Annotated in this window: 17 protein-coding genes; all 17 read right to left on the minus strand. The window is 53.2% G+C overall.

Translation table 11 applies throughout. The features are described from left to right. Positions 1 to 61: 61 nt before the first annotated feature. The gene (locus tag NFR47_RS05380; RefSeq protein WP_251214546.1) at positions 62 to 1,093 is read right to left on the minus strand and encodes a FimB/Mfa2 family fimbrial subunit; all 1,032 of its coding nucleotides are present in this window, start codon (positions 1,091 to 1,093) and stop codon (positions 62 to 64) included. Positions 1,094 to 1,126: 33 nt separating this feature from the next. Continuing rightward, positions 1,127 to 1,558: a DUF1896 family protein gene (locus NFR47_RS05385; RefSeq protein WP_251214547.1), complete on the minus strand. Its 432-nt coding sequence runs from the start codon at positions 1,556 to 1,558 to the stop codon at positions 1,127 to 1,129. 12 nt (positions 1,559 to 1,570) lie between these two features. Continuing rightward, a complete protein-coding gene (locus NFR47_RS05390; protein WP_251214548.1) occupies positions 1,571 to 2,839 on the minus strand; it encodes a DUF3945 domain-containing protein in 1,269 nt (422 codons plus the stop codon). Positions 2,840 to 3,023: 184 nt separating this feature from the next. Beyond that, entirely contained in the window at positions 3,024 to 3,344 is a 321-nt protein-coding gene (locus NFR47_RS05395) for a hypothetical protein (RefSeq protein WP_251214549.1), read from the minus strand. 505 nt (positions 3,345 to 3,849) lie between these two features. Next, positions 3,850 to 5,862 (minus strand): conjugal transfer protein MobC, encoded by a 2,013-nt coding sequence (gene mobC / locus NFR47_RS05400; RefSeq protein ID WP_251214550.1) that lies wholly within the window; start codon positions 5,860 to 5,862, stop codon positions 3,850 to 3,852. Between the two features lie 80 nt (positions 5,863 to 5,942). Beyond that, positions 5,943 to 6,551, minus strand: coding sequence for a hypothetical protein (locus NFR47_RS05405; protein ID WP_251214551.1), 609 nt, complete (start codon positions 6,549 to 6,551; stop codon positions 5,943 to 5,945). Between the two features lie 10 nt (positions 6,552 to 6,561). Further along, positions 6,562 to 8,007 (minus strand): TolC family protein, encoded by a 1,446-nt coding sequence (locus NFR47_RS05410; RefSeq protein ID WP_251214552.1) that lies wholly within the window; start codon positions 8,005 to 8,007, stop codon positions 6,562 to 6,564. Next, positions 8,004 to 9,302, minus strand: coding sequence for a radical SAM/SPASM domain-containing protein (locus NFR47_RS05415; protein WP_251214553.1), 1,299 nt, complete (start codon positions 9,300 to 9,302; stop codon positions 8,004 to 8,006). Before NFR47_RS05415 ends, NFR47_RS05410 begins: the two co-directional genes overlap by 4 nt. Before the next feature lie 366 nt (positions 9,303 to 9,668). Next, positions 9,669 to 11,858, minus strand: coding sequence for an outer membrane beta-barrel family protein (locus NFR47_RS05420; RefSeq protein ID WP_251214554.1), 2,190 nt, complete (start codon positions 11,856 to 11,858; stop codon positions 9,669 to 9,671). Between the two features lies 1 nt (position 11,859). Continuing rightward, positions 11,860 to 13,170: an HlyD family secretion protein gene (locus tag NFR47_RS05425; protein ID WP_251214555.1), complete on the minus strand. Its 1,311-nt coding sequence runs from the start codon at positions 13,168 to 13,170 to the stop codon at positions 11,860 to 11,862. 13 nt (positions 13,171 to 13,183) lie between these two features. After that, complete coding sequence (locus NFR47_RS05430; protein ID WP_251214556.1) at positions 13,184 to 15,445, minus strand: peptidase domain-containing ABC transporter; 2,262 nt, start codon at positions 15,443 to 15,445, stop codon at positions 13,184 to 13,186. 8 nt (positions 15,446 to 15,453) lie between these two features. Next, on the minus strand, positions 15,454 to 16,713 hold the full coding sequence (locus tag NFR47_RS05435; RefSeq protein WP_251214557.1) for a TlpA disulfide reductase family protein: 1,260 nt from the start codon (positions 16,711 to 16,713) through the stop codon (positions 15,454 to 15,456). A gap of 63 nt (positions 16,714 to 16,776) precedes the next feature. Continuing rightward, the gene (locus NFR47_RS05440) at positions 16,777 to 17,019 is read right to left on the minus strand and encodes a hypothetical protein (protein ID WP_251214558.1); all 243 of its coding nucleotides are present in this window, start codon (positions 17,017 to 17,019) and stop codon (positions 16,777 to 16,779) included. A 248-nt stretch (positions 17,020 to 17,267) separates the two neighbouring features. Then, positions 17,268 to 18,164 carry a GLPGLI family protein gene (locus NFR47_RS05445; RefSeq protein WP_251214559.1) on the minus strand — a complete coding sequence of 299 codons (897 nt, stop codon included), beginning with the start codon at positions 18,162 to 18,164 and terminating at the stop codon, positions 17,268 to 17,270. A gap of 63 nt (positions 18,165 to 18,227) precedes the next feature. After that, positions 18,228 to 18,443 carry a hypothetical protein gene (locus tag NFR47_RS05450; protein ID WP_251214560.1) on the minus strand — a complete coding sequence of 72 codons (216 nt, stop codon included), beginning with the start codon at positions 18,441 to 18,443 and terminating at the stop codon, positions 18,228 to 18,230. A gap of 246 nt (positions 18,444 to 18,689) precedes the next feature. Further along, positions 18,690 to 20,219, minus strand: coding sequence for a vitamin K epoxide reductase family protein (locus NFR47_RS05455; RefSeq protein ID WP_251214561.1), 1,530 nt, complete (start codon positions 20,217 to 20,219; stop codon positions 18,690 to 18,692). A gap of 9 nt (positions 20,220 to 20,228) precedes the next feature. Beyond that, positions 20,229 to 22,868: a TonB-dependent receptor gene (locus NFR47_RS05460; RefSeq protein ID WP_251214562.1), complete on the minus strand. Its 2,640-nt coding sequence runs from the start codon at positions 22,866 to 22,868 to the stop codon at positions 20,229 to 20,231. Positions 22,869 to 22,896 lie beyond the last annotated feature (28 nt).

The following is a 22,896-nucleotide window of genomic DNA, read 5'->3' on the forward strand; positions in this document are numbered from 1 at the left end:
CGGGGGTTTAAGAAAAAGCCGCCTCCGCCCGAAGACGGAAGCGGCGGACAAGTGAAACAGGTTAGGCGCCAAGATCGACGTTCTGCGTGATGGGCGTCTCCCAATCGGCGACAGTGACCGACACGGCACACTCCTGCCCTGCGAGGCCCGTGATGTTGACCGAGATGCGGTAGTAGCCGTTGCGGAGCATCTCTCCCGCGGCCTTGCCCGCGAGTTCGACCGTGTAGGTCACTTCCGAACGGTCGTCCGTGGTCGCGGCGTTGCCGTCCAGGTCGTAGGTGGCACCGATCTCCAGCAGTGCGCGGCTGCCGGCGGTCTGAGGTCCGTTCTCGTAGAGGTAGAACAGGCTGTTGAACTTCCCCGACGCGGCGGCGGGCGTCTGCGTATGGGTAAAGGTCATCGCGCCGGGCGAGGGCGCGGACTCAGCCATGACGAGCGACTGCGAGGCGGCTTTGGAGAGCTTCACGGAGCGGATGGTGAGCGTGCCGCCGTACTTCTGCGAAAACTCCGGGTCGATCGTCGTCTGAAGGGCGACCTTCGCGACGGTGCGCTTGAGCGAAATGCCTACGTTGGTCGTGGAGTTTACCGCCCCGACCGTCAGCATCTTCATGCCCGACATGACGAAGCCGCCCGGGCGCAGGGCCTTCGAGGAGACCTCGGCGAAGGTGCCGTTGTAATCGGCCGCGGACCGCTCGACGAGGGCCATCAGGTCTGCACGGCTCTTGACTGACGAGGCGTCGAGGTTGGCTACGGCGCAGAAAGTGCAGGTCGCGCCGGCGGCGGACTTGGGCAACGAGAAGACGGCCGACCTGGCCGCCAGCTCGGCGGAGGTGAAGTCGCGGCGGACAATCAGCGAGCCTGCGTTGTCGAAAGCGAAGACCGAGAGCGACGAGAGCGACTTTTCCCACGCCTCGGCCGTGGCCGTCGTATCGAAGAACGCGCGGGTATGAGCGTCTTCGGATTCGGTCAGCGTGACCGAGACCCGCGCGCCCTCCGTATCGGCAGGATGCGGAAGAATCGGGTCACTGTCTTTGTCGCAGGCAGTGAAGAGTGCGGAGGCCATAGCCACCGCGGCAAAAAGGTGTTTTTTCATCGTTTTGAAAGAATTGATTAAAAGAAATTTGGGCTATTCCATGATGCCGGCCTCGACGATCCACCGGCGAATTGCGCTCCGCAGCTCCTCTTTGAGCTGCCCGAACTCCGGCGTTGCGGCGAAATGGTCTCCGACGGGGTAATTCGAGAATATCGGAGCCAGAAGCCGGAGCAAACGGATCGTCAGGCCGTAACGCCGCCGCTTGTCTATCTGCGGATAGTCGGTTGCGAGAAGCAGGCTCACCGTATCGAACTTCGAGAACAGCCAGCCGCGAAACAGCTGTTCGTCGGCCTTGCGGAGTGCGATTTCGGCGGCACAGCCGTCCCGAATGCGATCGGCATAGGTCTCGTAAGCGAGGCGGCTTCGTTTGGCAATCGTCGCTTCTCTGAACTGTCGGTGCGGATGCCGTTCGCGCAGAAACCGTTCGAGGCGCTGACGAAACCACGGTTCATCGCGTCGTTCCATTGCCGGGCTGCATTAGCGTTTACGACCGCGGCTCTGCTTCGGCTCCTCGCTCCGGGCCTGCTGGTTGTGCTGTTTCTGTTCCTGCTCCTGCTCCTGACGCCGCTGGTTGGAGAAGTCGAAGACGACGCCGTTGGTCTTCGGGTCGATGCGCAGTACGCAGGTGTAGGGCTTGCCGTTTTTGCCGAGAATAGGCTTTTCTTTCTCTTTCGAGCAGTCCAGACCGTCGGGACCCGTCAGCGCCGTGCGCTGGCGGTCGTCGAGCTGCTTGTCGAGCGACGCGGGGATGTAGGGCCGGTTGTACGCATAGTCGGTCATCCGATACTCGCGGGAGAAGACGTCGAACTGCACCGTACCGGCATAGGTCAGGTCCGGGATGTTGCGGGCCTGGCAGCCCTCGACGCGGAACCGCCCGCCGGTCATGGCGATCTCTTTCTGGGCATCGGTCAGGCGCACGCCGTTGAAGTAGCCGATCTCTTTGACCTCGCGGTGCGGCACGGTGACGAAGCGGTTGGTCGCGCGGTTCAGGCCGACGTGGCACCACTCCTTCTCGCCCGTGTGGGGATTCGGCAGCTCGACGAGACGGTCGAGGGTCCGCCCTGCGGCGAGCGTCTCCCTGTCGCTGGTCGAGAAAGCGAGCTTGTACTCCTCCCGTTCGTATTCGGGGCGGGCCAGCACGCTCTGAAGCCCGATCTGCACCTCTTTGTTTTTGTCCCTGTACGGGCTGAGGGCGAACTGCCCGACGACGGACATATTGCCGAGCTTGAAGTTCAGATCGTGGATCTCTTTGGTCGGCAGCCCGAGCTTCATCGCCTCCAGCTCCTGCGGCGAGACGATGATGCCCATCTGCTGCAACTCCTGGAGGTGCAGGTCGGGCGTGTCGAACTTTACCTTGTCGAGCTGGTAAGAGGTGACGGTATGGTCTCGGAGGGTTTTCAGGCCGGCTTCGTCTTTCGGATCGTTCGTGAGGTTATGCAGCGCCTGCACGACCGCGCCGACCTTATCGGCCGCGACCCGCAGGAAGCGGAAATTCTCCTTGTCCTTCTGCGATTTGAAGCCGGCGATGAAGGCTGCGGCGGCCGGGCTGTCCTTGAGCTGGAAGAAAGCCGGGGCGTTCTCCGAAAGAGGCTGCGTCGTGATGACCCGATAATCGTTGCCCGAGTGTCGGAGGTCGGAGACGGCCTGCACGGCATGGTTGCTCTCATCGTAGAGCAGCAGCGTCTCCTTGTACTTGGGATAGGCCTGTTCGGGCGCTTGTCCCGGAATCTGTTTTTCGTCTGACATAATAGAATTGTTTTAGTGGAACAATGGTTTATGCCGCGAATATAGATGGCTGCCAGCCAGCTCGTTTCTGCTGGCCGCTCCATGCCGTCAAGGGCCGTTCAATAACAGAACGAAAACAAAAAATCCGACCTCGCGGGTCGGATTCAAACGAATACTATGAAGAGACTTTGTATAAACTTTAATCTCATTTGATAATTTCGATAGTCTCGAAATCATCTTTGAAATCTTCGAGCAGCATCTCAATAAAACGGCCGATATAGATAGCCTTGTCACTATCGGACGGAACTGGCTGGTTTTTCCAATACCTTATCTCCACGATTACATGCGTATCAGTAGCTGTAAGATTCAAGAGAGCATGATCGCACCATTGTTTAGGACTATGTGTTAAGAGTTTAAGGCCTTCTTGGCTTTTTTTTATCGTCCACGTGCGAGCATCACTTTCGACATGCTCAAAAATTTTTTGAATGAGGCTTTTCCCTCGGGTAGTAGAAATTTTTATTTCCATTTTTTGCTTATTGAGATTTAATAAAAACGAAGGAGGCACTATGGCACTCCTTCGCATGAATTACTTTTTGGATGGTTTCTTCGGGCCATCCGAGGTATTAGGCGTTGACCTGTAGTGATTGGGAACTTTTTTCCCATCATCGGTCGTATAGCCATGTACATATACCTTCTTTTTTCCGGCATCTGTTTGGGCCATAATAACAAAGATTAGGTCATCCGAATTCCCCAGCCGAATGAACGCTGTCAACATTTTCCGGTGTGTATGATACCGGTCGGATTTTGAGGAGACGCCAAAAGTTGTTTTTGGGAACAATTATTGTTACTTTTGTACATCCATTTACAGTGAGGACTGTATTGGACCTCTCTCCGACTGAGAGGTTTCAGCGTAGGTTGCCGCCTACGCTTTTTCATTTCTTCATGAAATATGCCAAATGTAAAAACGCTTATTTTCATGTCAATATGTCAGTCGGCATAAGCCAAATTGTCGGTCGTTTGTCAGAACAGTCCTATTCTTTTTTCTTCGGCAGCAGCTTCGAGAGTTCCGGGTCAGCTTCGATGCGCGTTATCTCCGTTGCGACGATCCGCTCCACATCGGTCTTGATGCGGTAGTAGTTCGCCTCGATGACCTCCTCCATGCAGTCTTGGCCGGCATCATCGACGAAAGAGGTCATCTCGGGGATCGGGACGTAGGCAGCCGTCTCGGTCTTGACTTTCGCGTTGTCGATTATGATTTCGGCATGGAAAATCTTCTGCTCGATACGCTCGTTGAAGTTATCCGACACGGCCCCGACGAACATGCCCTGCGTGAGGTTGGCGATCTTCGAGGGCGGAATCAAGGCGTCGAGCTGGGTGTTGGTCGAGGTCGTCACGCTGTCGTTCGAGACGGAGTGCGACTGCCGCATCTGGACGATTTTGCCGAAGCGGTCGGAGAGCGTTTTCGAGGTTTCGCCCACGACCTGCCCCGAGAAGATGTTACCGACCGTATTCTGAATTACTTTGGCCTCCTTGTCGCCGTAGTCGCGCTCCAGCTGCGAGAAGTCCTGAAAGCCCAGGCATACGGCGACCTTGTTCGAGCGCGCCGTGGCGATCAGATTGTCCAGCCCGCGGAAGTAGATGGTCGGTAGCTCGTCGATGATGATCGACGACTTGAGTTTGCCCTTCTTGTTGATAAGACGGACGATGCGCGAGTTATACAGCCCCAGCGCCGCTGAATAGATATTCTGCCGGTCCGGGTTGTTGCCCACGCAGAGAATCTTCGGCTGGGCCGGGTCATTGATGTCGAGCGTGAAATCGTTGCCTGTCATGACCCAGTAGAGCTGGGGCGAAATCATGCGCGAGAGCGGGATTTTAGCACTTGCGATCTGCCCTTGAAGCTGGTCCTGCGCGCCCCCTTTCCAGGCATCCATGAAGGGCGAGAGGTAGTTTTCCAACTCGGGATAGGAAGTCAGAATCGGAAAGATTTTCTCGTAGGGTTTATTCAGAAACTCGATGGCGTGGGGAAAGGTGCAATAGCGGCCGCCGTCGTAGATTTTCAGATACCAGATAATCGCCGCCAGCAGGATGATCGGCGAGTCGACGAAGAAGTCGCCCTGCTTCTGAATCCATGTCTTGTTCAGGTTGAGCATGATGGTGTACGCCGATTCGTAGGCGTCGGATATGTCGGTCATCGCCTCGGGTGCTATCGGATTGCAGCGGTTCGATTTGCGCGGGTCGTCGAAGTTGATGACGCAGAACTGGGGGCGGACCTTGTAGGCGTCCAGATGCCGGAGCAGGTGGTTGTAGGCGATCAGGGACAGGTCGTCGAATTTGAAATCGTAGATATACATCGAGAAACCTTTCTCGATATGCTGCTTGATATAGCTGTTCACCACGGCGTAGGATTTGCCCGAGCCGGGCGTGCCGAGTACCATCGTCGCTCGGAATGGGTTGACGACGTTGATCCAGCCGCGGCGCCATTGTCCGCGGTAGTAGTATCGGGTCGGCAGATTGACGGAGTACTCATTGGAGAGGCAGCGGCTCTCCTGCTCGAAGCTCTCGTTCTCGTTGTTGAACGGGTCGTCGGCCAGCCGCTGCTTCATCAACCGGCCGAGCCAGACCCCGGCGGCCAGCAGGCACAAGTACCCGGCAACGAGCGTAAGGGAGTAGCTCCAAAACCGAACACCGGAGCCGAAAGGCAGAAAACGCAGAAAATCGTTGAAAAAGAAGAGGAGCAATCCAACAGCCCCGGTAACTGCAATATCTCTGCGGGATATGTTCTCGTCGCGGACGCTTTTCGTGCCGTAGCAGCTCAGCGCAAGGAGTACGAATGCGCAGAGTTTGGTCGTAACGGAATAGGAAAACAAGGCGGTCATGCGCTGGAATCCGAGCAGGATTCGGTCGGCGACCGGAGCGGTCAGACCGTGCGCCGAAAACCACTCGTAACAGAACCAATAGACATTCAAAAGGAGAAACAGACAGCTCACCGCACGTATGAACTGGATGATATTCTCCAGCGACCTCAAATCATCTTCCTGCTGCATGGCGTTTTTGCCGGCAAGGTAAGAATGACCGGGGCGAAACGGGACAGAGGGCCTCTTCGGGCCGTCAAGGGCCGTCCCCGTTACTTGACGCTCAATTCGAGCAAAGTACGGCGGAGCGTGTCGACGATATTGGTGAGCTTGGTTTTACGGTTCAAAACAGCCCAGCGGCAGGTCTCGGGATTCTTGAACTTGATGCCGCACAAGGTCTCCAACTCTTTTGTGAGTTCGGCAAAGGAGACCGGAGAACCATCGGGCAGACAGAAGAATCCGATGGCATGCAGAGGCGTGATGATTTCCATCAGATCGGTCGGTGTGTATTTTTTCGATAACCGGAACGGAGCTTTGCGCACTGCGGCACCTTCGCTCAGACCGGGATATTTCAATTGTAACAATATGGCCCGTTTTTCAAAATCCAAGATTGAACCTGCGGATTGAGCATAAAGGTATCGTAACGAAGTTTGGTCCTTGATATTCAGTTTCAACCGTTCCAGCGTTTCGCCTGTTCTTGTCAGAATGCGCAGCTTTTCCAATTTCGATTTATTGCTCTGCACAAACCTTTCGATACGTGCAAGAAAGCGATCGTACTCCAAATCCAGCAACATTTGTTCTTGAATGGTAAACTGCGTGTCGAGTGAAGTGCGAAGCAATGTGATGAAGCCGCAGTTGTCAAGAACTTTGGAGCCTTTCATTGTTGCAGACCTATTTATTTCGATAATATTCGAGCATCCGTATCTTGAACAGATATTCGTATTTGGCTTGCAGGAGTTGCGACCGGGCTTTGACTGCCGCAGTAACGGCAGCATTGTAATCGGTAATCGTAGCAACACCGAGGTCGTATTTGCGGCCGACCTGCCGGGCCGCTTCTTCGGCCGATTCGACATAGCGTTGCACCCCGAGATAGCGGGCCCATGCCGTGCGGGCATCGATCAGCGCCTGTGCAACCTCTTTGGCTACCTGCTTCTCGACGGTTTGCAATGCATATTCTGCTTGTCGGACGGCCAGTTTCTGGCGCTGTACGTTTTTGCGGGTCGTGAGTTTGCCGAATATCGGGATATTGAGCGACAGCGATACATAACTGCTCGCGTTGTCCTTGTACTGCTCGAAGAACGGATAAGCCTCGTAGCGATAGGTACCGTCCGGATTCCGGAACATCTTCTGCCGGGCATCCGAATAACTGGAACCATAACCTGCCGAAAGCGAGATAGTCGGCCAATAGGCTGCCCGTGCGATTTGCAGGCTGCGACGGGCGAGATCGATGCCGACACGCGCCGATTCCACTTCGGGCAGCGACTGTACAGCATCGAGAATAGCTGCCGGTTCGTCTGTCATGCCGTTACGGACAAGTTCGGAAACATCGGGGGCTGCCGTGCGGAACGATGTATAATCATCGATTTCGAGGAGCTGGCAGAGGTTCAGTCGTGCGATGTCATAATTGTTGCGGGCGGTCAGCACATCGTTCTCTGCATCGGCCAGCTGCGATTGGATTTGAAGCAGATCGGCCATCGTTACCTTATGCGCCTCGACTTTTTTTGCGGTTTTCTCCACCTGCACCTTCAGCTCGGAAACGACTTGCTCGGCATCGCGGATCGTCTCCTCAGCACACAAAATTTCTAAATAATAAGCCGTAATATTCAGCCGTACATCGTTGCGCGTTTGCTCTACGGAGAGCAGCGACGAACGAAGGTCGAGTTGGGCCCGTTTGAGATTGTACATGTTCCGCAGGCCGCTGAATACGGTTATGTTCGCCCCTATGGAGGTACTGTTGCCACCGACGGTTTGCTGTTCGACGAACTCGTAGGTCGTAGGGTCGAGCACACGGCCCGTCGAAAGCGAATAACTGCTCGACGCTGAAATATCGGGCGCATAGCTCCACTTCGATTCCGAGAGTGCAATACGCTTCTCCTCAGCCGCGAGCTCCTGCGCCTTGATTTCGATATTGTGCTCGTAAGCATAGGCGATGCACTCGTCCAGCGTCCAGCAATGCTCTTGTGCATGCCCGGCAACGGATGCGAATAAGGTGAATAAGACGATTAGCAAACGCATAACATTACCGGTTTTTGAAGAGTGAGACAACGGATTGGACGAAGCGTTCGTCCGGACGCATAGCAGTAAGAGCACCGATACGGAAAAGATCATTTTTCTCATTCGGACTTGTTCATGCGGGTAAACTTATACAATGAGTTAATCCGAGATATTGCAAGATCGTCCTTATAATTCGGATAGTTCGAGCAAAGACATTTGTCGTTTCCCCGTTCGATTCTTTTTTGAGTACATAAATTACATATAGGAAAAACTTTGCATTCCAAACATTCCGGATTGGAAAAACGACTTTCCATTCTCAAGCGATAGCGATCATTATGAAGAATCGTGCCATCCGATTGCAATATGCCTTCCTTGTTGATCTCAGTGAATTCCCGTGCGGTGCATTGATATATGTCTCCGTTATAATTTATTACGAAAGAATTCTTTTTGTCCGCATAGCATCTGCTGGAATCCATTGTCGGAGTGTAATAACGGCCCCCTATGTTATTGATTCTTGCTTCCAGTTTTTCGATGATCTCCGATGCTTTTCCGTTTTCGGCATCTTGCCAAACCTGCTGGAAAGCAATTTTCAGGGTTTCGGGGTATTGCTTTAGTAAAGGCGCAATATCATTTATAAAATCAGAAAACGACTCAGCGGAATCGCGAGTATAGTTGCATCTGGCCGTAACATGAAAATTTTTAGACAATGCGTATTTCAGATTGGCCAATATGGTATCGTATGTTCCTTCCCTATTATAAGTGTGTTTGATGGAATCGTGCACTTTTCTACTTCCATCGAACGGTATTTGAAAGGAAACGTTCCGGCCATAACCATACAAAATGTCGCAAAGATCTCGGGCTAAAAGCACGGCATTGGTTGTAAAACTGAAAGAAAAATCAGCGTCATGTCTTTTACATAATTCATTTGTGTATTGTATCAGCGGATTCACACATTTGTTGAAGCCTAAAAGAGGTTCGCCGCCGAAAAAACTCAAATGCAGGGATTTTGCCTTGTGTTCCGCAAAAATAGACTGCAATAATTTGCATATCGAATCCATTGTTTCTGATGACATCATGCTGTGTGCGAGATGTTCTTCGTAGCAATACCAGCATTTGAGATTGCAGTTCATTGTCGGATTGATTGTAATCGAATACTCCCGCTCATCATCGAATTCTCGTTCTAATGAAGAGATGAACTCTTGAACTTCATCCGAATCATCAGCAACAATAAATTTTTTCTGTGCCAAATAGTTGAACAAAGAGGGATGAATGTTCTCAATAGAGTCGACCGATTCCTCATTATCTCGGATCAAAGCGACAACTTGAGATGTGCAAATCATAATTGAATCATACAAACTGTTGTAAACGATGAATCGGTCTTCATCATTGAAGAAAAGAGTGTATTTGCTTAATTTCATATAATTTCCCCGATAAAGGCACTCCCGAAAGGAGTGCCTTGTCAAATAATGATTTAACACAGACGGTTAGGTACGCATGTCGCATTGATTTGGCTGCAAGTGCAGTCGCAATTCGAATTCGAGCAACCATCCGACGCTTTGTTCTTCGTACTCGAACAGTTGATGTTTTCACATTGCCCGGCCTTGTTTTTTACACGAGGGTCGATGCTGTCCGAAATAACAGGAAGATCGAGAAACCCGCCGGTCAAATGACCTTGTTCATCCCGACTCAAAGTCTGGATAACCTCTGATCGAGGCAGTTCTTCAAACTTTTTCATAAAAAAATTTTTTAGTTTACCTACTCTTTCAAGGATTTTCGGTTTCCTCCTATTTGTATTCGTTTTTGATTTCTTGAAGGGTTCGGGTGCGTTTGGGTTGGCTCGTTCCGCGGTAATTGTTGAAGATGTAGCTCACGGAGAAGCGGAAAGAGCGGGTGCTGGAGAGGTATTTCATTCGGGAGATGTACGTTTCTTCGCGGTTCCAAGTATCGACGACGTTTGTGTTCGCGATGATATTTATGCAGGCCAGTTCCGCATGAATCCGGTTCTTGAACAACCGGGCGTAGATAGAAGCATTCAGAGCATAGGTTGCGTTGTGGCGGTATTCCAGCTTCTTGTGCGGTGTCGTTGCATTGAAACTTATGGTCATGCCGCAACTTTCCGCAAAACGGATGGAATTTGTAAGGTAGATGCCTATCCCGCGGGTCGTGATGTTCGTTTCCCGATAGGCATAACGTGTGTGGTACCCGGAAAGGTTCCAGTTGACATGCAGCCATCGGCTCATCCGAGCAGTATAGTAAAGATCGAGACTGTGCGAGGATTGCATCGCGCAGTTTTCGGGGCGTGTGAAAGTTTGCTGCGAGTCATCGGGGTCGATGAATATCAGACTTTCGACCAGGTCGGTGCCCCGCGAATGGTTGTAGCCCAGCGTCCACTTCTCGCGCAGGGTCAACACCGCCCCGAGATCGTATCCGTGCGAGGGCGTCAGATCGGGATTACCTATGCGGTAGGTGTACTCCGTTTCACGCACTTTCAAAGGCGAAAGCAGTTCGTAGGGGATGTACCCGTCGTCGCGCGTGTAGTCCACGGAGAAAGAAGTACCCTTTTCCGGTTCGATTGCATAGGAGACGGAAATGTTGGGAATCAGGCGCAAATAGTCTTTCCGGTGCCAGCGATCGTCGCCGGCCGTGAAATGGTCGATGCGATCCCATTGCAGACGCAGTCCGGTACACAGATCGAAGTTTTTCCAAGAGCCGTTGAATTCAGTATAGAGTGCAGTGCCCTGTCCCCGATAGCGGAAAAGACTTTTTTCGGTTTCGGCAGGCTGTCCGGCATCGGTGGTTTCGGAGCTGCGTCGCATGCCGTAACGGTAGTATTCGGCGCCGGTATTCAACGACATTGATTCGTGGAAACATTGCACCCAGTCGACTTTGCTGCGGAAAAGATCGGTCGAGGGATGCATTTCTTCGTGGGTGTGGCCGGGCGCATCGTCGTCCGTACGGCTATCATAGCCATATTTCTTGTCGGTCGTATGACGCAGGTAGTCGGCATTGACTTTCAGTTCGGAGCCGAGCGAATCGATGCGGAACAGATACGAGGCGGTCGCCTGCCATGCAATGTCGTCGAGCATTCCGCGCGATTCGTAATGCGTCTGCGATGTTGATACTTTCGGAGCGGACGGACAGCTCGTGCTGCGGGAAATCATCTTCGGCGTACTCGACGCATAGCTGAAGTTGCCCGAGAATCCTACGCTGTGGCGTGTCGTCGCTTCGTAGAGCAGATTGAACCGCTCCGTGACCGTATGATGCAGAGTTCGCTCCTCTTCGTCGGAAACAATTTCCAACGGAACAGGCCGTTCGTATTCCGAGTGTTTGCCGTAGCGGTGCACTTCGTTGAAATAACGATAAGCGGCGTAGTTATAGAGGTTGAACTTGCCGTATTTCATCCCTACGGGCATGTCGAACGATATGTTGCTGAACCCGTCGTCCCGCACTGCCACCGCAACATTCACATTGCCCATATAACCGCCGTCCGAGAGCCGGCGCAGACGGACACGCAACTCGGCACCTCGCTCAGCGGCATCCTGTGCGCCGGAGGAAGCTCTTCGGACTTCGACCGAGCTGATATTCTCGGCCAGCAGCGCGTTCAATTCGGCTGCCGAAGCCGGCCGATCGTCGATAAAGATAGCTATGACGTCCCTTCCGTCGACCTTGTATGTGCCATTGTCGCGTCGCAAGCCCGGCAGCAGAGGCAGCACCTCACCCAAGAAACGATTTTTAGCCAAGGGGTTGCCGGCAAGCGATACCGTGTAACGCCCGGCCTGCAGTTCGATGAACCGATGCTTTATGACGACTTCGTCGATGCGGATCGTCGAATCGGCAGCTTCGTACGGGCCGGCATTAGCGGGTACTTCTTCGTTGGCGCTTTGATCGCATGCTTCGCTGTTCTGACCATAAGCCGTGCCGCAGGCGACAAGCAGAAAGAGCAGAATAAACCGTAGGAGGAAGGTTGTTAACATCTTACCGGTTTTTAAAGAGTGAAACGACAGGCTGGACGAAGCGTTCGATGAGCCGCATGTCGTCGGTGATGATTTCGGCCGAACCATCCATCTGCTGAATCATCGGAAGATCGCGCTTGTAAGTGGTAGTCATACCCTCCGGAAAAATGACCTCGGCGAGATAGACGATCGCTGTACCGTTCGCTGTCTGCACCTGCTCAGGAACGGCCGACAACGACCGGATGCGACCGCGCAACACTCCGAACTCCATATAAGGATAACCGTTCAGCTTCACGTTGACGGTCTGTCCGTTTTTCACTTTACCGAAGCCGGCCGAGGAAATTTGCAGGCGTCCGATCACCTCGGTCGTACCGTCGGCAACGATGCTGGCGATTTTATCGCCCACGGCGACATGCTGGTTCTTGCTCCAATAATTCATCAACGTTACACGGCCTGCCGCCGGAGCCTCCAAGACATACTGCTGTTTCCATTGTGCGATTTGAGCCGTCAACTGCTGATAACTTTGGGTAAGACTGCGTTCATATTCCGCAATTTCATTTTCCTGTTGGATTGTCAACTCGATGATTTGTTGCTCGGCTTGGATAATTTGTAGCTCGGTAGAGGTGAGTGAAGCGTCGAATCCGGCTTTAGAGTTCTGCTTGGAAAGGTAGTTTTGCGCCGTTGTCTCGAAGTCGGCCGAGGAGATGACGGCTTCGGACAGCAGCACCGAATCGCGCTCCAACATGCGATGTCCATAGTCGAGGTCTTTTATCAGCAGGCGCCGTTGCTTTTCGAGTTTGGCGTAATATTCGCGGTTCTTGGCGATCTGTCGGGAGAGCAACTGCTTCTTCTGTGCGATGTTGTCAACAGCGAGGTAATGCCGATAATCGCGGCATCGGTTCTGGAAATCAGCGAAGGTACTCTGCAACTCTCCGAGCTGGTATGTTTCGTCGAGCCACGGAAGAGCAATCATTTCAGCCGGAGACAAAGAATCTGCGGCAGCGAGACGTGCAGACAGGCACTCTACATCACGCCACGAAGCAGCATTGCGGAGCACGGCGACAAGGTGCCCTTTCTCGACCGACTCTCCGTCGGCGACGCACAAAGTGTCGATCAGTCCGTCGTAACGTGCGACGAGGTCGGCCGGCGGATTCAGGGTTGTAATGGAAGTCGGAGCTTCGATCAAGTCGGGATACTTGACGAACCAGCATCCGACAAGAATGCCGACAAAAATAGCCAGCACAACCGTGATACCCCAGCGCACCACCCACGCCGGAGCCTTGCCCATAATGGCCTGAACCTCCTCGCTGTAAAAATTATCTCGTTGCGGCATGATGTTTCCTCTTTTAATTTCCCAATTCCAGCTGGTTTTTGACCAGCTCGTAATAATATCCTTTCTTGGACGTCAGTTCGGCGTGCGTACCTTGTTCGACGATGCGGCCGTGGTCGAGGACGAGGATATGATCGGCATTCTTCACAGTCGAAAGACGATGCGCCACGACGACGACCGTCTTATCTTTGAAAAGCTGTTCCAAACGCTCCATGATCGTCCGCTCGTTGTTGGCGTCGAGCGAATTGGTCGCCTCGTCGAAAAAGAGATACCCGGCGTCCTTGTAGGCAGCCCGGGCAATTAACAATCGCTGTTTCTGTCCGACACTCAAGCCGTGGCCGTCGGCACCGATCCTGGTATTGTAACCGAGCGGCAGTTCGTCGATGAACGAATCGATATTGGCGATAGCCGTAGCTCGCCGCACCCGCTCCATATCGGGCCGCTCGTCCGAGACGCCGATGTTATTGGCGATGGTATCGGAAAAGATGTAACCCTCCTGCATCACCGTACCGCAGGCGCGGCGCCAACACGAAGCGTTATACTGCGAGACCTTGCGACCGTTCAGCGACACCTCGCCGCTGGCTGGCGCATAGAAACCCAGCATCATTTTGAGCATGGTGGTTTTACCCGAACCGCTGGCGCCGACGATGGCCGTAACCTTATTGGCCGGAATCGTTACCGAAACATCGTCCAGTGCTTTGGCCGAGTGCGGCCCGTCGTACTGGAACGTTACGTTGCGGAATTCGATGTCGGCATGTTCCGGTATCTCGCGGATGCGTTCCTCGTCGGCAGGTTCTTCGTCGTCCTTTTCCTGTATTTCGGATAGTCGTTCCAGCGAGATTTTGGCATCCTGCGTCGCCTGCACGAACTGGATGAACTGCGACAGCGGAGCATTCAGTTGTCCGATGATGTATTGTAGGGCGACCATCATGCCGAGGGTCATGTCACCGCTGATAACGGCCGAAGCGGCGAGAAACGAAATGACGACGTTCTTGGTCTGATCGATGAACGTACCGCCCACTTCCTGCGTCTGACCGAGTACAAGTCCCTTGATCGAGATTTGGAACAACCGGGCCTGGATGCGCTCCCACTCCCACCGCTTCTGTTTCTCGCAGTTGTTGAGCTTGATCTCCTGCATACCGTTGATGAGCTGCACGATGCTGCTCTGATTGGCGGCCGCCTCCTGAAAACGCATGTAATCGAGTTTGCGGCGACGCTTCATGAAGAGCAGGATCCAACCCACGTAAAGCGCACTGCCGACGAGGAATATGCCGAGAATCGTCAGATCGTAACCGCCCATGACCGCACCGTAGATGACGAACGAAATGACGGCCATGACCATGCTGAGAAGCGAACCGGTCAGAAATGTCTGGATGCGGTCGTAATCGCCGATGCGCTGCATGATGTCGCCAACCATTTTGCTGTCGAAGAAAGCGATCGGCAGACGCATGAGCTTGGCCAAGAAATCGGAAATGAGCGAAATACTGATGCGTGCGGTCATGTGAAGCATCAACCACGAACGGATCAGGTTATTGGCCAACTGCCCCAGCACCAGCACGACCTGCGCCACAAGCATCATGACGACGAACGACAGATTGCCGGTGCCGATACCCTTGTCGACGACCGACTGGGTGAGGAATGGCAAGACAAGGCTCAACACGCTGGCGGTGAGCATAGCCAACGTGAGCTGGATGAGGTAACTTTTATAGGGGCGGAGATAATGCAACAGCTGACCGAACCGCAAGCGCTTATCCTCGTCGCCTTTTTCCTTATAGAATGCCGGCGTCGGCTCCAAAAGCAGGGCGATGCCTTTGCTACCGGAAGTGCCGGGCAACGCAACAGGGCGTTCTGCCCGATGTTCGGAGAGGACGGCCGCAAGGTCGGGCAGCTCGCGGCTTTGCTCCCAAGCCTTGCGGAACTGAGCCTCGCTGTATTTCAACAATCCGGATGCCGGATCGGAAACCCATACCCACCACTGCCCATGCTGCCTGGCGATGCGATAGGCCACGACGAAGTGCTGCTGGTTCCAATGGACGATGCAAGGCAAATTGGCCTCGTCGCGCAGCTGCTCCCAAGAGAGCTTGACGCCTGTCGAACGGAACCCGATAGCCTCGGCGGCATCGCTGATGCCCAACAACGAAACGCCCTCGCGCGAGATATGGCACTTCTCGCGGAGACTTTGCAACGAATAGTGCTTGCCGTAGTACTGGGCGATGATCCGCAACGACGTAGGCCCGCAATCCATCGCATCAAGCTGGGTGTAGTGGGGAAAAGGCATGTATGTTCTTAATTATTCAAGTTTGGGAGGGGATTGGGTGCGATCAGCTTTTCCATTTCTTTCTCAAGTGCCTCGCCTCGCAAATCGACCGCGATAATTCGACGTTCGCGATTCAACAAGAGATTATGAGGAATGGCTCGAATGCCGAATCGAGCTACCAATTCGGCGAATGACGGCATGTCTTTGGATAGATGGACGTTGGCAAACGGGTGCATACCGTTTTTTTCGACCGCTTTTTTCCAAGTCTCCGAATCTTCGTCGAGCGATACGGCATAAATGGTCAGAACTTTGTCGAAGCGTTGTCCGACAGCTAAAAGATGCGGAATTTCATGAAGGCAAGGGCGGCACCACGAAGCCCAAAAATCTACGAGCAGAAATTCCGTATCATAATCAGCGATATTCTGCTCGGTTCCGGATAGATCAACGAGCGAAAAAGGTTGTACGATGTCGCCTATCCCGTAAGCAGGATAAGCATCATAGTCTATGGATTCGGGCTGTTTCGTCGCTTTCATATCCGGATAAGGCAACGGACGCCCGGTCAACTGCGCTTTCAGATTGAAAGCCTTCATACTCTCCAACGTCGGCGGCGATGCCCGACGTTCGGGATCAATGGAAGCGAGATTCGGATCATCAGGAAATCGCCGACAAATGCCGGCGACGATCCGCGCCATGCTGTCGTCGGGAATCGCCGGATTCGAGTCGCAAAACCACATTTTTGCCGTAATGGCCAATAATACGCTTCGGTCGTTGGTCAGCGCATCGCAAACCAAGTCGGACAATTCCCGTTCGTGGGTGCGGATCGTTCGTGCGAGAGATTCGCAATCGGGATGATCGGCCGGAAGCTCGTCATGCAACCGTTTCAGGGAGTCCAGTTTACTATAACCGATTTCCCGGTATCGCCGGGCGATTTCCGCTATACGTTTCGTTGCGTAAGAGCCCTCGCACATCGGGAAAAAAGAACGCGTTTGTTTATTGACACGCAACTTTATATTTTCACCCTCGGCTACCAGTAAAATATGGCTTGTCTTATTCGGAATCATAATCTCGGCAAGCACTTCTTTTTGTGGAATCTTTCCCCGAAAAAGGGCTCGGCCGTCTGTGATTCGGCAAGAATCGATCAATGCCAATTGATTTCCGTATTGTGCGAAAAGATATATCCGGTCGTTCTCCTCGTATATGTCCGAATCCAATGCAATATCTACGTTGATATCACCTGAATGGCACGATGCAGCCAGAAACATTCCGAAAATAAAAAAGAATTTTTTCATATCTTAGAGTTCGTGAATATTTTGACATGGAGCAATGCTCCATGTCAAAATATAGTAAATCCGTCAAAGGCATGTTTGATTAGCAATAGCACCGCCACCTAAACTTTTTTCGATCTCCAAACCTCCTTTAATCACTGCGGAAAATCCATCGGAGGCACAAACTCGTCCGGAGACACTTCCTCCACCATGAAGATGAAATGTACAGGAAAATTCATATTGGAAAGGACCGCACAAACGTCCGCCTTTCACTTCGTTCATTTCTTTTTTCGAGAGCTGCTGTGCAGCGAAATTCTTCATGGTTTTCATAGTTGTAAATTTTTGTTGTTTCTCAAGTTTTTAATTTTGTTCGGACTTTTACTTGTCGACGGATGCTCCGGGACCGCCGTTTTCATTAGCGTGACTGCGATTCTGAAAAGATTTGCTACCTTTGCGATGCCTTTCTGCGATTTGGTTGGACGTGCGAGTTCTCAGGCTCGGTTTTGCTTCCTCGTGGGAAGGCTTTTTTATTTGCCACGGCCGGCAAAGCCGCAGCGAACAACGTGGGACAACACGCATTATTCCAGTTCGAGCGGGCAGTAAGGGACCTCCCAATTTTCGTCCATCAATCCGGGAGAATCACCTATGTTGACAATCTGCGTATCCTGTCCAAACATCGCGTATGGTGAACGGTGCATCCGCTCCTCGAGTTTCAGCCACGCGTTGTGGTCGATCGGCTTGCCGCTGCGCCATCGATAGCGCCGAATCGGCCGCTCAGCAACCATCACGGAGGTACAGATAAAAGAGAACATCCCCTGCACCTCTTCGGCTCTCAGAACCAAGCCGGGAAGCCCCCACAATTTCCACGGGCCGACCGAGAACGGTATCTCCAGCGTAAACCAGACTGTCCAGTCTCGTCCGCCGTAATGCGTCGTAGCCCGCAAGCATCGATAACCCAGCATTTCGCATGTGAGTGTGTCGATCGTCCATTGCGGGATGGCCTCTCCCGGGATTGTGACCACACGTCCCGATTTCATCGGCATACGCTGCTGTACCTCCAATTCCTGCGACTGCCGATCTCCGTAGACCAAAAACCGGACATGGTTGGAGTTGAAATTACCGGCCCTCCCCGATTGTCTCCAGCGGTACGTGTACAATGAGTCGTCCTTGAAAAGGTCCAAGCTGTAGAAGGCTGTTTTCCGATTGCCGATCTCCAGTGTCATGCGGTCGGTCAGCGGAGGATCGGAAAGACGGACATTGGACGGATAGGTGAAATCATATGTTGCCATGTAACGAGCTGTATCCAACGTGTCGTATGCCGAAATGTCGGAGCCGAATGTCACCAGCTCCGAATCGTTAATCATCGCCACGCCGTTGGGATAATTTCGTGGATCGAGCCGTGATGGAATCGGCTTTTGGGCTTTGCAGACAACGCAACAGAGGACGAAATTAAAAAATAGCAACGAAAATTTCATGGGCTTGTTTTGCTTTTCGAACAATTCACAACCCTTAATAGGATTGTGAATTACAGATGAGTGTTACAATAGCCAAGGTTGACATTCAATAGTGCCGATGTCACCATAGGCCTCTTGCAGTCGCTGTTGAACCTCTCGATAATCAGACGATTCAATCTCTCCGAGATTGTAAATATCTTCGCCAATCATCAAATCACAACTGACCTTTGCTCCGCCTTTCACGTCGTTCATTTCTTTTTTCGAGAGCCGCTGGGCAGCGAAATCTTTCATCGATTTCATAGTCGTAATTTTTGTTTTCGGTTTTTAATTTTGTTCGGACTTTTGCTTGTCGACGGATGCTCCGGAACCGCCGTTTTCATTATCGCACTGCGATTCTGAAAAGATTTACTATTTTTGCGATGCCTTTCTGCGATTTGGTTGGACATGCGAGTTCTCAGGCTCGGTTCGGCTTCCTCGTGGGAAGGCTTTTTTATTTGCCACGGCCGGCAAAGCCGCAGCGAACAACAATCGGATAACCCGTATCTGTTATAATAGGTATTTCAAGTCCGTTGCATCGTATAAATCGGGCAGTCGACGGTCATCGACAAGAATCGTCGGTGTACCCGAAATACCGGTCGCTCGGCAGTATTTCACATGCTTGTTCAGTATCTCCTCCGCATCGGGATGAATCGACGCTTTGGCCGGTAATTCGTGATACTCGTACCATTCGGCGATCATCCGTTCCGTCTCTTCCCATCCTCGTTCAAGGCTGGCCGAAATCAACCGTAACGTAGCATCGTGGGAATGTTTGTCGCCATCGTTGACGACGAAAATCAGCCCGATTCGGTAGCCTTCCAATTCACTCAGAACCCGATGTACTTTTGCACATTTGGGGCACGACGGGTTCATTACGACGGTCAACGTGTGTTCGGCGTCCGCACCATTGCTTATCGGCATGGCCGTCCGACTTTCAACGGCAGTTATGGGTTGTTGTGCGAGCAAATGCCAGAACGTCTCGGGCGAACCGAGCAGTCGTTCATGTTTATAACTCAGCGATTCGACCTCCTGTGCCCGTTCCAACGATGCGACAAGCCAACGCAAGGACAATACTCCGATTGCAAACGCCAACCCGAAAGTCAGCCAGTCGGGACAGAACGAACCTGAACGCAATTCGTGTGTTATTGCGATTTCCGATATGAAATCGACAACCAATACCGCATCTATCGCCAGACACAGCGGACACCATTTGCGATGATAAATCTGCCACACGAACGAGTAGCCGACAAAGAACAAAGCCAGCATATCGAACCACGGAAAAACACCGTCCGGTTCTCGGGCTATGAAGAGCCCCCAAATAAGCGATACGGTAAAATAGACCAACGACAACTCTCCAAGCGATACCCAGCCGAAAATCTTCGCCCCGGCCGAGCGGAAAACCTCGTTGCAGTCGGAGTGTTTGCCAAGCCGGCAGAAACGCTGTGCGAGATGCGGGTCGAAAGAAGCCTTGAATACGGCTGCCAGCGAAACCGCGATACCGATGATTTTTACAACATACCGCAGATCCGAAAATTCGAGGGCATGCAGCATTCCGCTGCCGAGCAACAAGACGAACAATCCGGCCAGCCAATAGCCGGAGGTTCGTTCAACAAAGGCTAAGGCTTGTTTGATACAGTATATAGGGAGCGATTCCTCTTTCGTCTCTTCGCCCTTTTCGGCCAACAGCACCGTTCCGTCCCATACCGCTCTGAACTGCTCGAAAGTCAAGATAGCAGACTTCCCGGATGCAGCACACAGCATAATGGTCTGCTGCTCCTTATTCAGCTTTTCGACGAGGTAAAACGGATATTCTCCGTTACCGGCAACTGCAATGAACGGTCCCTCGACCTCGAAAAGCTGTCCGAACTCCAGACGGCACACCATGTTGGGCACATGCAGTGCGTCGAGCGTGTCGCTCAACGAACGCAGACTATGCGGCAACGGATGATGGGAATAAGCATCCTCTATTTTCAAGAGGCTTATTCTGATTCCCGCTCTATGGAATAGGCGATAAAGCAATCGAGGTACAGGATTCTTCATGAGGGAGTATCATTTCAGGCTGAACTTAATTTTGAACATGACTGAAGCCGGCCGGAGTTTATAGGAGTAGACATAGTCGGTGATGTCGCTTTGCGAGATCGAACGGAACGTTCCGGTGTCTAAAAGGTTGCGGCCTTCGAGCATGTATTCCACGCGTTTGCTCTTGTAGGAGAGCGACGCATCGAGGAAGAACATGTTGCGGTCCCGACCTCCGATGGCTGCGTTGTAAAAGTGTTCGCCGCCGATACGGCAGATGAATTTCTTGCGGATGATGAAATCGAGCGCTGCATGCTGCCGCAGCATATCGATGGGGCGCAGCTTCTCACTGCCCGCCCTGCTCTCGCTGCGCGAGTATTCGCCTCCGTAATCGAACCGCACGGCCTGCGTGAAGCGCGTGTTGAACGACAATCCTGCCGTAGCACGGTCGTAGCGTGTCAGCAGCAGTTCTCCCTGCCGCAGCACTTCGTTCCACGACTGCGAGAAGCCGCCCGAAAGGTTGACCGTGGTGGCGATGCCGTCGAAGCGTTTGCTGACCTTGGCGGCAAGGTTGTAGCCCTCCGAACGGTTGTCCATCGCCACAGCTTCGATGCGGCTCAACGAACCCTCGTAGGTGGTACCGTACATCAGATTGCGTCTCGAACGGTAGTAGCTGACGTCAACCGACCCGAACAAGGCACGGATGGCATTGCCGTAAGAGAGCGAGGCGGTGTAGTTCTGCCTCCGGTTACGTGAGACGTCGCCCTGTCTGCTGGCTATCATGCGGTAGTCGGTCATGATATAACCGCCGTAGGTATCGTACAGACCACCCACCAACTCGTTGTATGAAGCTCGGGCCGAGAATTTGAGGTTGTATGTGACGGTAGCTTGGAGCGAGAACGACGGCGCCGCGAACAACCGGTTGCTCCGAACGACGGTCTCCCTTATCTTGTCCTCGGCGCGCAGGCTCATGAAATCGAGCGGCACGGAGAGCGTGGCCGAGAATTTGTCGCCGACACGGTAAGTGACAGAGGGCCCCACAAGCACGTCGAGCTTGCGCCACCGGATGTCGTTGCGCATGCTGTCCGCTGCGGGAAGCGTCCGCCAGTCGGCATTCATAGGCGAGAGCTCCGAATCCATACGTTCGAGCTGCGCATTGAAGCCGGCGCTCAGAAAGAAACTCCACCGCCGGACGGTATATGACGTATAGGCGGAGTTGCGGGTGCGGAACCGGCGGCTGTCGAGCCTTTGCAAGGCATCGGGATAACCGATTGGAGAATCGAACACTTCGGGATAGAGCATGGGCGTGACGCGCAACGAGGAGGGCTGCGACCCGAAATCGGTGTCGCTGCTGAAACTGAGCGACGTTTTCCCTATGCGCCGGATGGCCGAGAAACGGTTCCGCAGGGTGATGCGCGGCAACCGGAAGCGCTGGTCTACCTGCTCGTCGTCGCTGAGTACCCGGCCGCAATCGCGGTTCCACTCGCCCTCGAAAGTAATCTTTTCAAGCAGATAACGCTTGTCGGTATTGGAGCGCAGCAGAAAGTCGACCTCCGTGCGGTCGATGCGGTGTGCGGCGAGTGTCTGCTCCGTGACGACGAGCGGAGGAGCATCGGGCAGGAAATAGGTGGTAACCGAACCTCCCCGGGAATTCTGCAAATCATGCAGGTAGGAGGCGTTGGTCGTCAGCTCCAACTCCTTTTTGAGCTTGACGATGGCGTTGGCCGAGACGCTGTGCACCTGATTGTCGAGGTAGCGCTCTTTCTCCAAAGCCGGCTGTGTAGGTTTGTGCACGCCAAGCAGGGATGCCGCGGCATCCGAACCATCGAAGAACGATTGCAACTCGCGGCCGACGTCGTCGCCCGAATTATTGGTTTTGTAGGTATCGAGCGTCTGAAATTTACGCCCGAAATACATGGCAGCAGCCTCGGCATTCCACATCCACGGCTTGTACCCGGCACCGAGCTGGAGCGTACCGTTCCAGGTGCCTTTGGCCGAATCCTTCAACCGCAGGTTGATGGCCGCGCGGTCGGAACTGACGAGCTTGTTCAGCGCCCGGATGGGCTGGTGGTTCTCGAAGACCTCGACCCGGGCGATGTCCTTAGCCTGTATGTTGTTGGTAGCGATGCCGTAGCGACCGCCGAGCATATCCATGTTCTCGACGTAGAACTTGTTGATCGATTTGCCGTTGTACTTGATTTCGCCCGACTTGGCCACCTCGATGCCGGGCATCTTCTTCAACACGTCGCCGATGGAGCGGTCGGTAACGTTGGCAAACGAAGCGACGTTGTAACTCAACGTATCCGAATGCCGCTCGATAGGTTGCGCTTTGACCGTGACCTCACGAATTCTCAACTCGGAAAACGTTACGGAGAAGTCGACCGTCTGTGTCCGTGCGGCGATGAGCCGGGATTGTGCCGCGATGTTGAACCCCGTGACGGCCACGACCAGTGAATCGACCTTGGCGCTGCACGGAATCGAATAAGCCCCCTTGTCCGACGTAATCGCATAACCGTACATGATGCGCCGCCCGGTGTCCAGTAACATGACGTTCACGCTCTCCACGGCCCGGCCGCTGCCAGTACTGCGGACCGTACCCGAAACGGTAATCTGAGCCGAGGCAACGGAGACGCACGACGACAAGACAAACAACAAGGAGAACAAACGGCGCATGGCGATACTTCATTATTATTCCAATTCG

This window comes from Alistipes muris, assembly GCF_943193205.1.
GTDB classification, from domain to species: Bacteria; Bacteroidota; Bacteroidia; order Bacteroidales; family Rikenellaceae; genus Alistipes; species Alistipes muris.

Bases quoted from the DNA above. Each gene is read 5' to 3' on its own strand.
- NFR47_RS05410 (WP_251214552.1), bottom strand. From the start codon at position 8,007: ATGAGAAAAATGATCTTTTCCGTATCGGTGCTCTTACTGCTATGCGTC.
- NFR47_RS05385 (WP_251214547.1), bottom strand. From the start codon at position 1,558: ATGGAACGACGCGATGAACCGTGGTTTCGTCAGCGCCTCGAACGGTTT.
- NFR47_RS05435 (WP_251214557.1), bottom strand. From the start codon at position 16,713: ATGAAAAAATTCTTTTTTATTTTCGGAATGTTTCTGGCTGCATCGTGC.
- NFR47_RS05395 (WP_251214549.1), bottom strand. From the start codon at position 3,344: ATGGAAATAAAAATTTCTACTACCCGAGGGAAAAGCCTCATTCAAAAA.
- NFR47_RS05380 (WP_251214546.1), bottom strand. From the start codon at position 1,093: ATGAAAAAACACCTTTTTGCCGCGGTGGCTATGGCCTCCGCACTCTTC.
- NFR47_RS05430 (WP_251214556.1), bottom strand. From the start codon at position 15,445: ATGCCTTTTCCCCACTACACCCAGCTTGATGCGATGGATTGCGGGCCT.
- NFR47_RS05420 (WP_251214554.1), bottom strand. From the start codon at position 11,858: ATGTTAACAACCTTCCTCCTACGGTTTATTCTGCTCTTTCTGCTTGTC.
- NFR47_RS05460 (WP_251214562.1), bottom strand. From the start codon at position 22,868: ATGCGCCGTTTGTTCTCCTTGTTGTTTGTCTTGTCGTCGTGCGTCTCC.
- NFR47_RS05390 (WP_251214548.1), bottom strand. From the start codon at position 2,839: ATGTCAGACGAAAAACAGATTCCGGGACAAGCGCCCGAACAGGCCTAT.
- NFR47_RS05450 (WP_251214560.1), bottom strand. From the start codon at position 18,443: ATGAAATCGATGAAAGATTTCGCTGCCCAGCGGCTCTCGAAAAAAGAA.
- mobC (WP_251214550.1), bottom strand. From the start codon at position 5,862: ATGCAGCAGGAAGATGATTTGAGGTCGCTGGAGAATATCATCCAGTTC.
- NFR47_RS05415 (WP_251214553.1), bottom strand. From the start codon at position 9,302: ATGAAATTAAGCAAATACACTCTTTTCTTCAATGATGAAGACCGATTC.
- NFR47_RS05405 (WP_251214551.1), bottom strand. From the start codon at position 6,551: ATGAAAGGCTCCAAAGTTCTTGACAACTGCGGCTTCATCACATTGCTT.
- NFR47_RS05445 (WP_251214559.1), bottom strand. From the start codon at position 18,164: ATGAAATTTTCGTTGCTATTTTTTAATTTCGTCCTCTGTTGCGTTGTC.
- NFR47_RS05425 (WP_251214555.1), bottom strand. From the start codon at position 13,170: ATGCCGCAACGAGATAATTTTTACAGCGAGGAGGTTCAGGCCATTATG.
- NFR47_RS05455 (WP_251214561.1), bottom strand. From the start codon at position 20,219: ATGAAGAATCCTGTACCTCGATTGCTTTATCGCCTATTCCATAGAGCG.
- NFR47_RS05440 (WP_251214558.1), bottom strand. From the start codon at position 17,019: ATGAAAACCATGAAGAATTTCGCTGCACAGCAGCTCTCGAAAAAAGAA.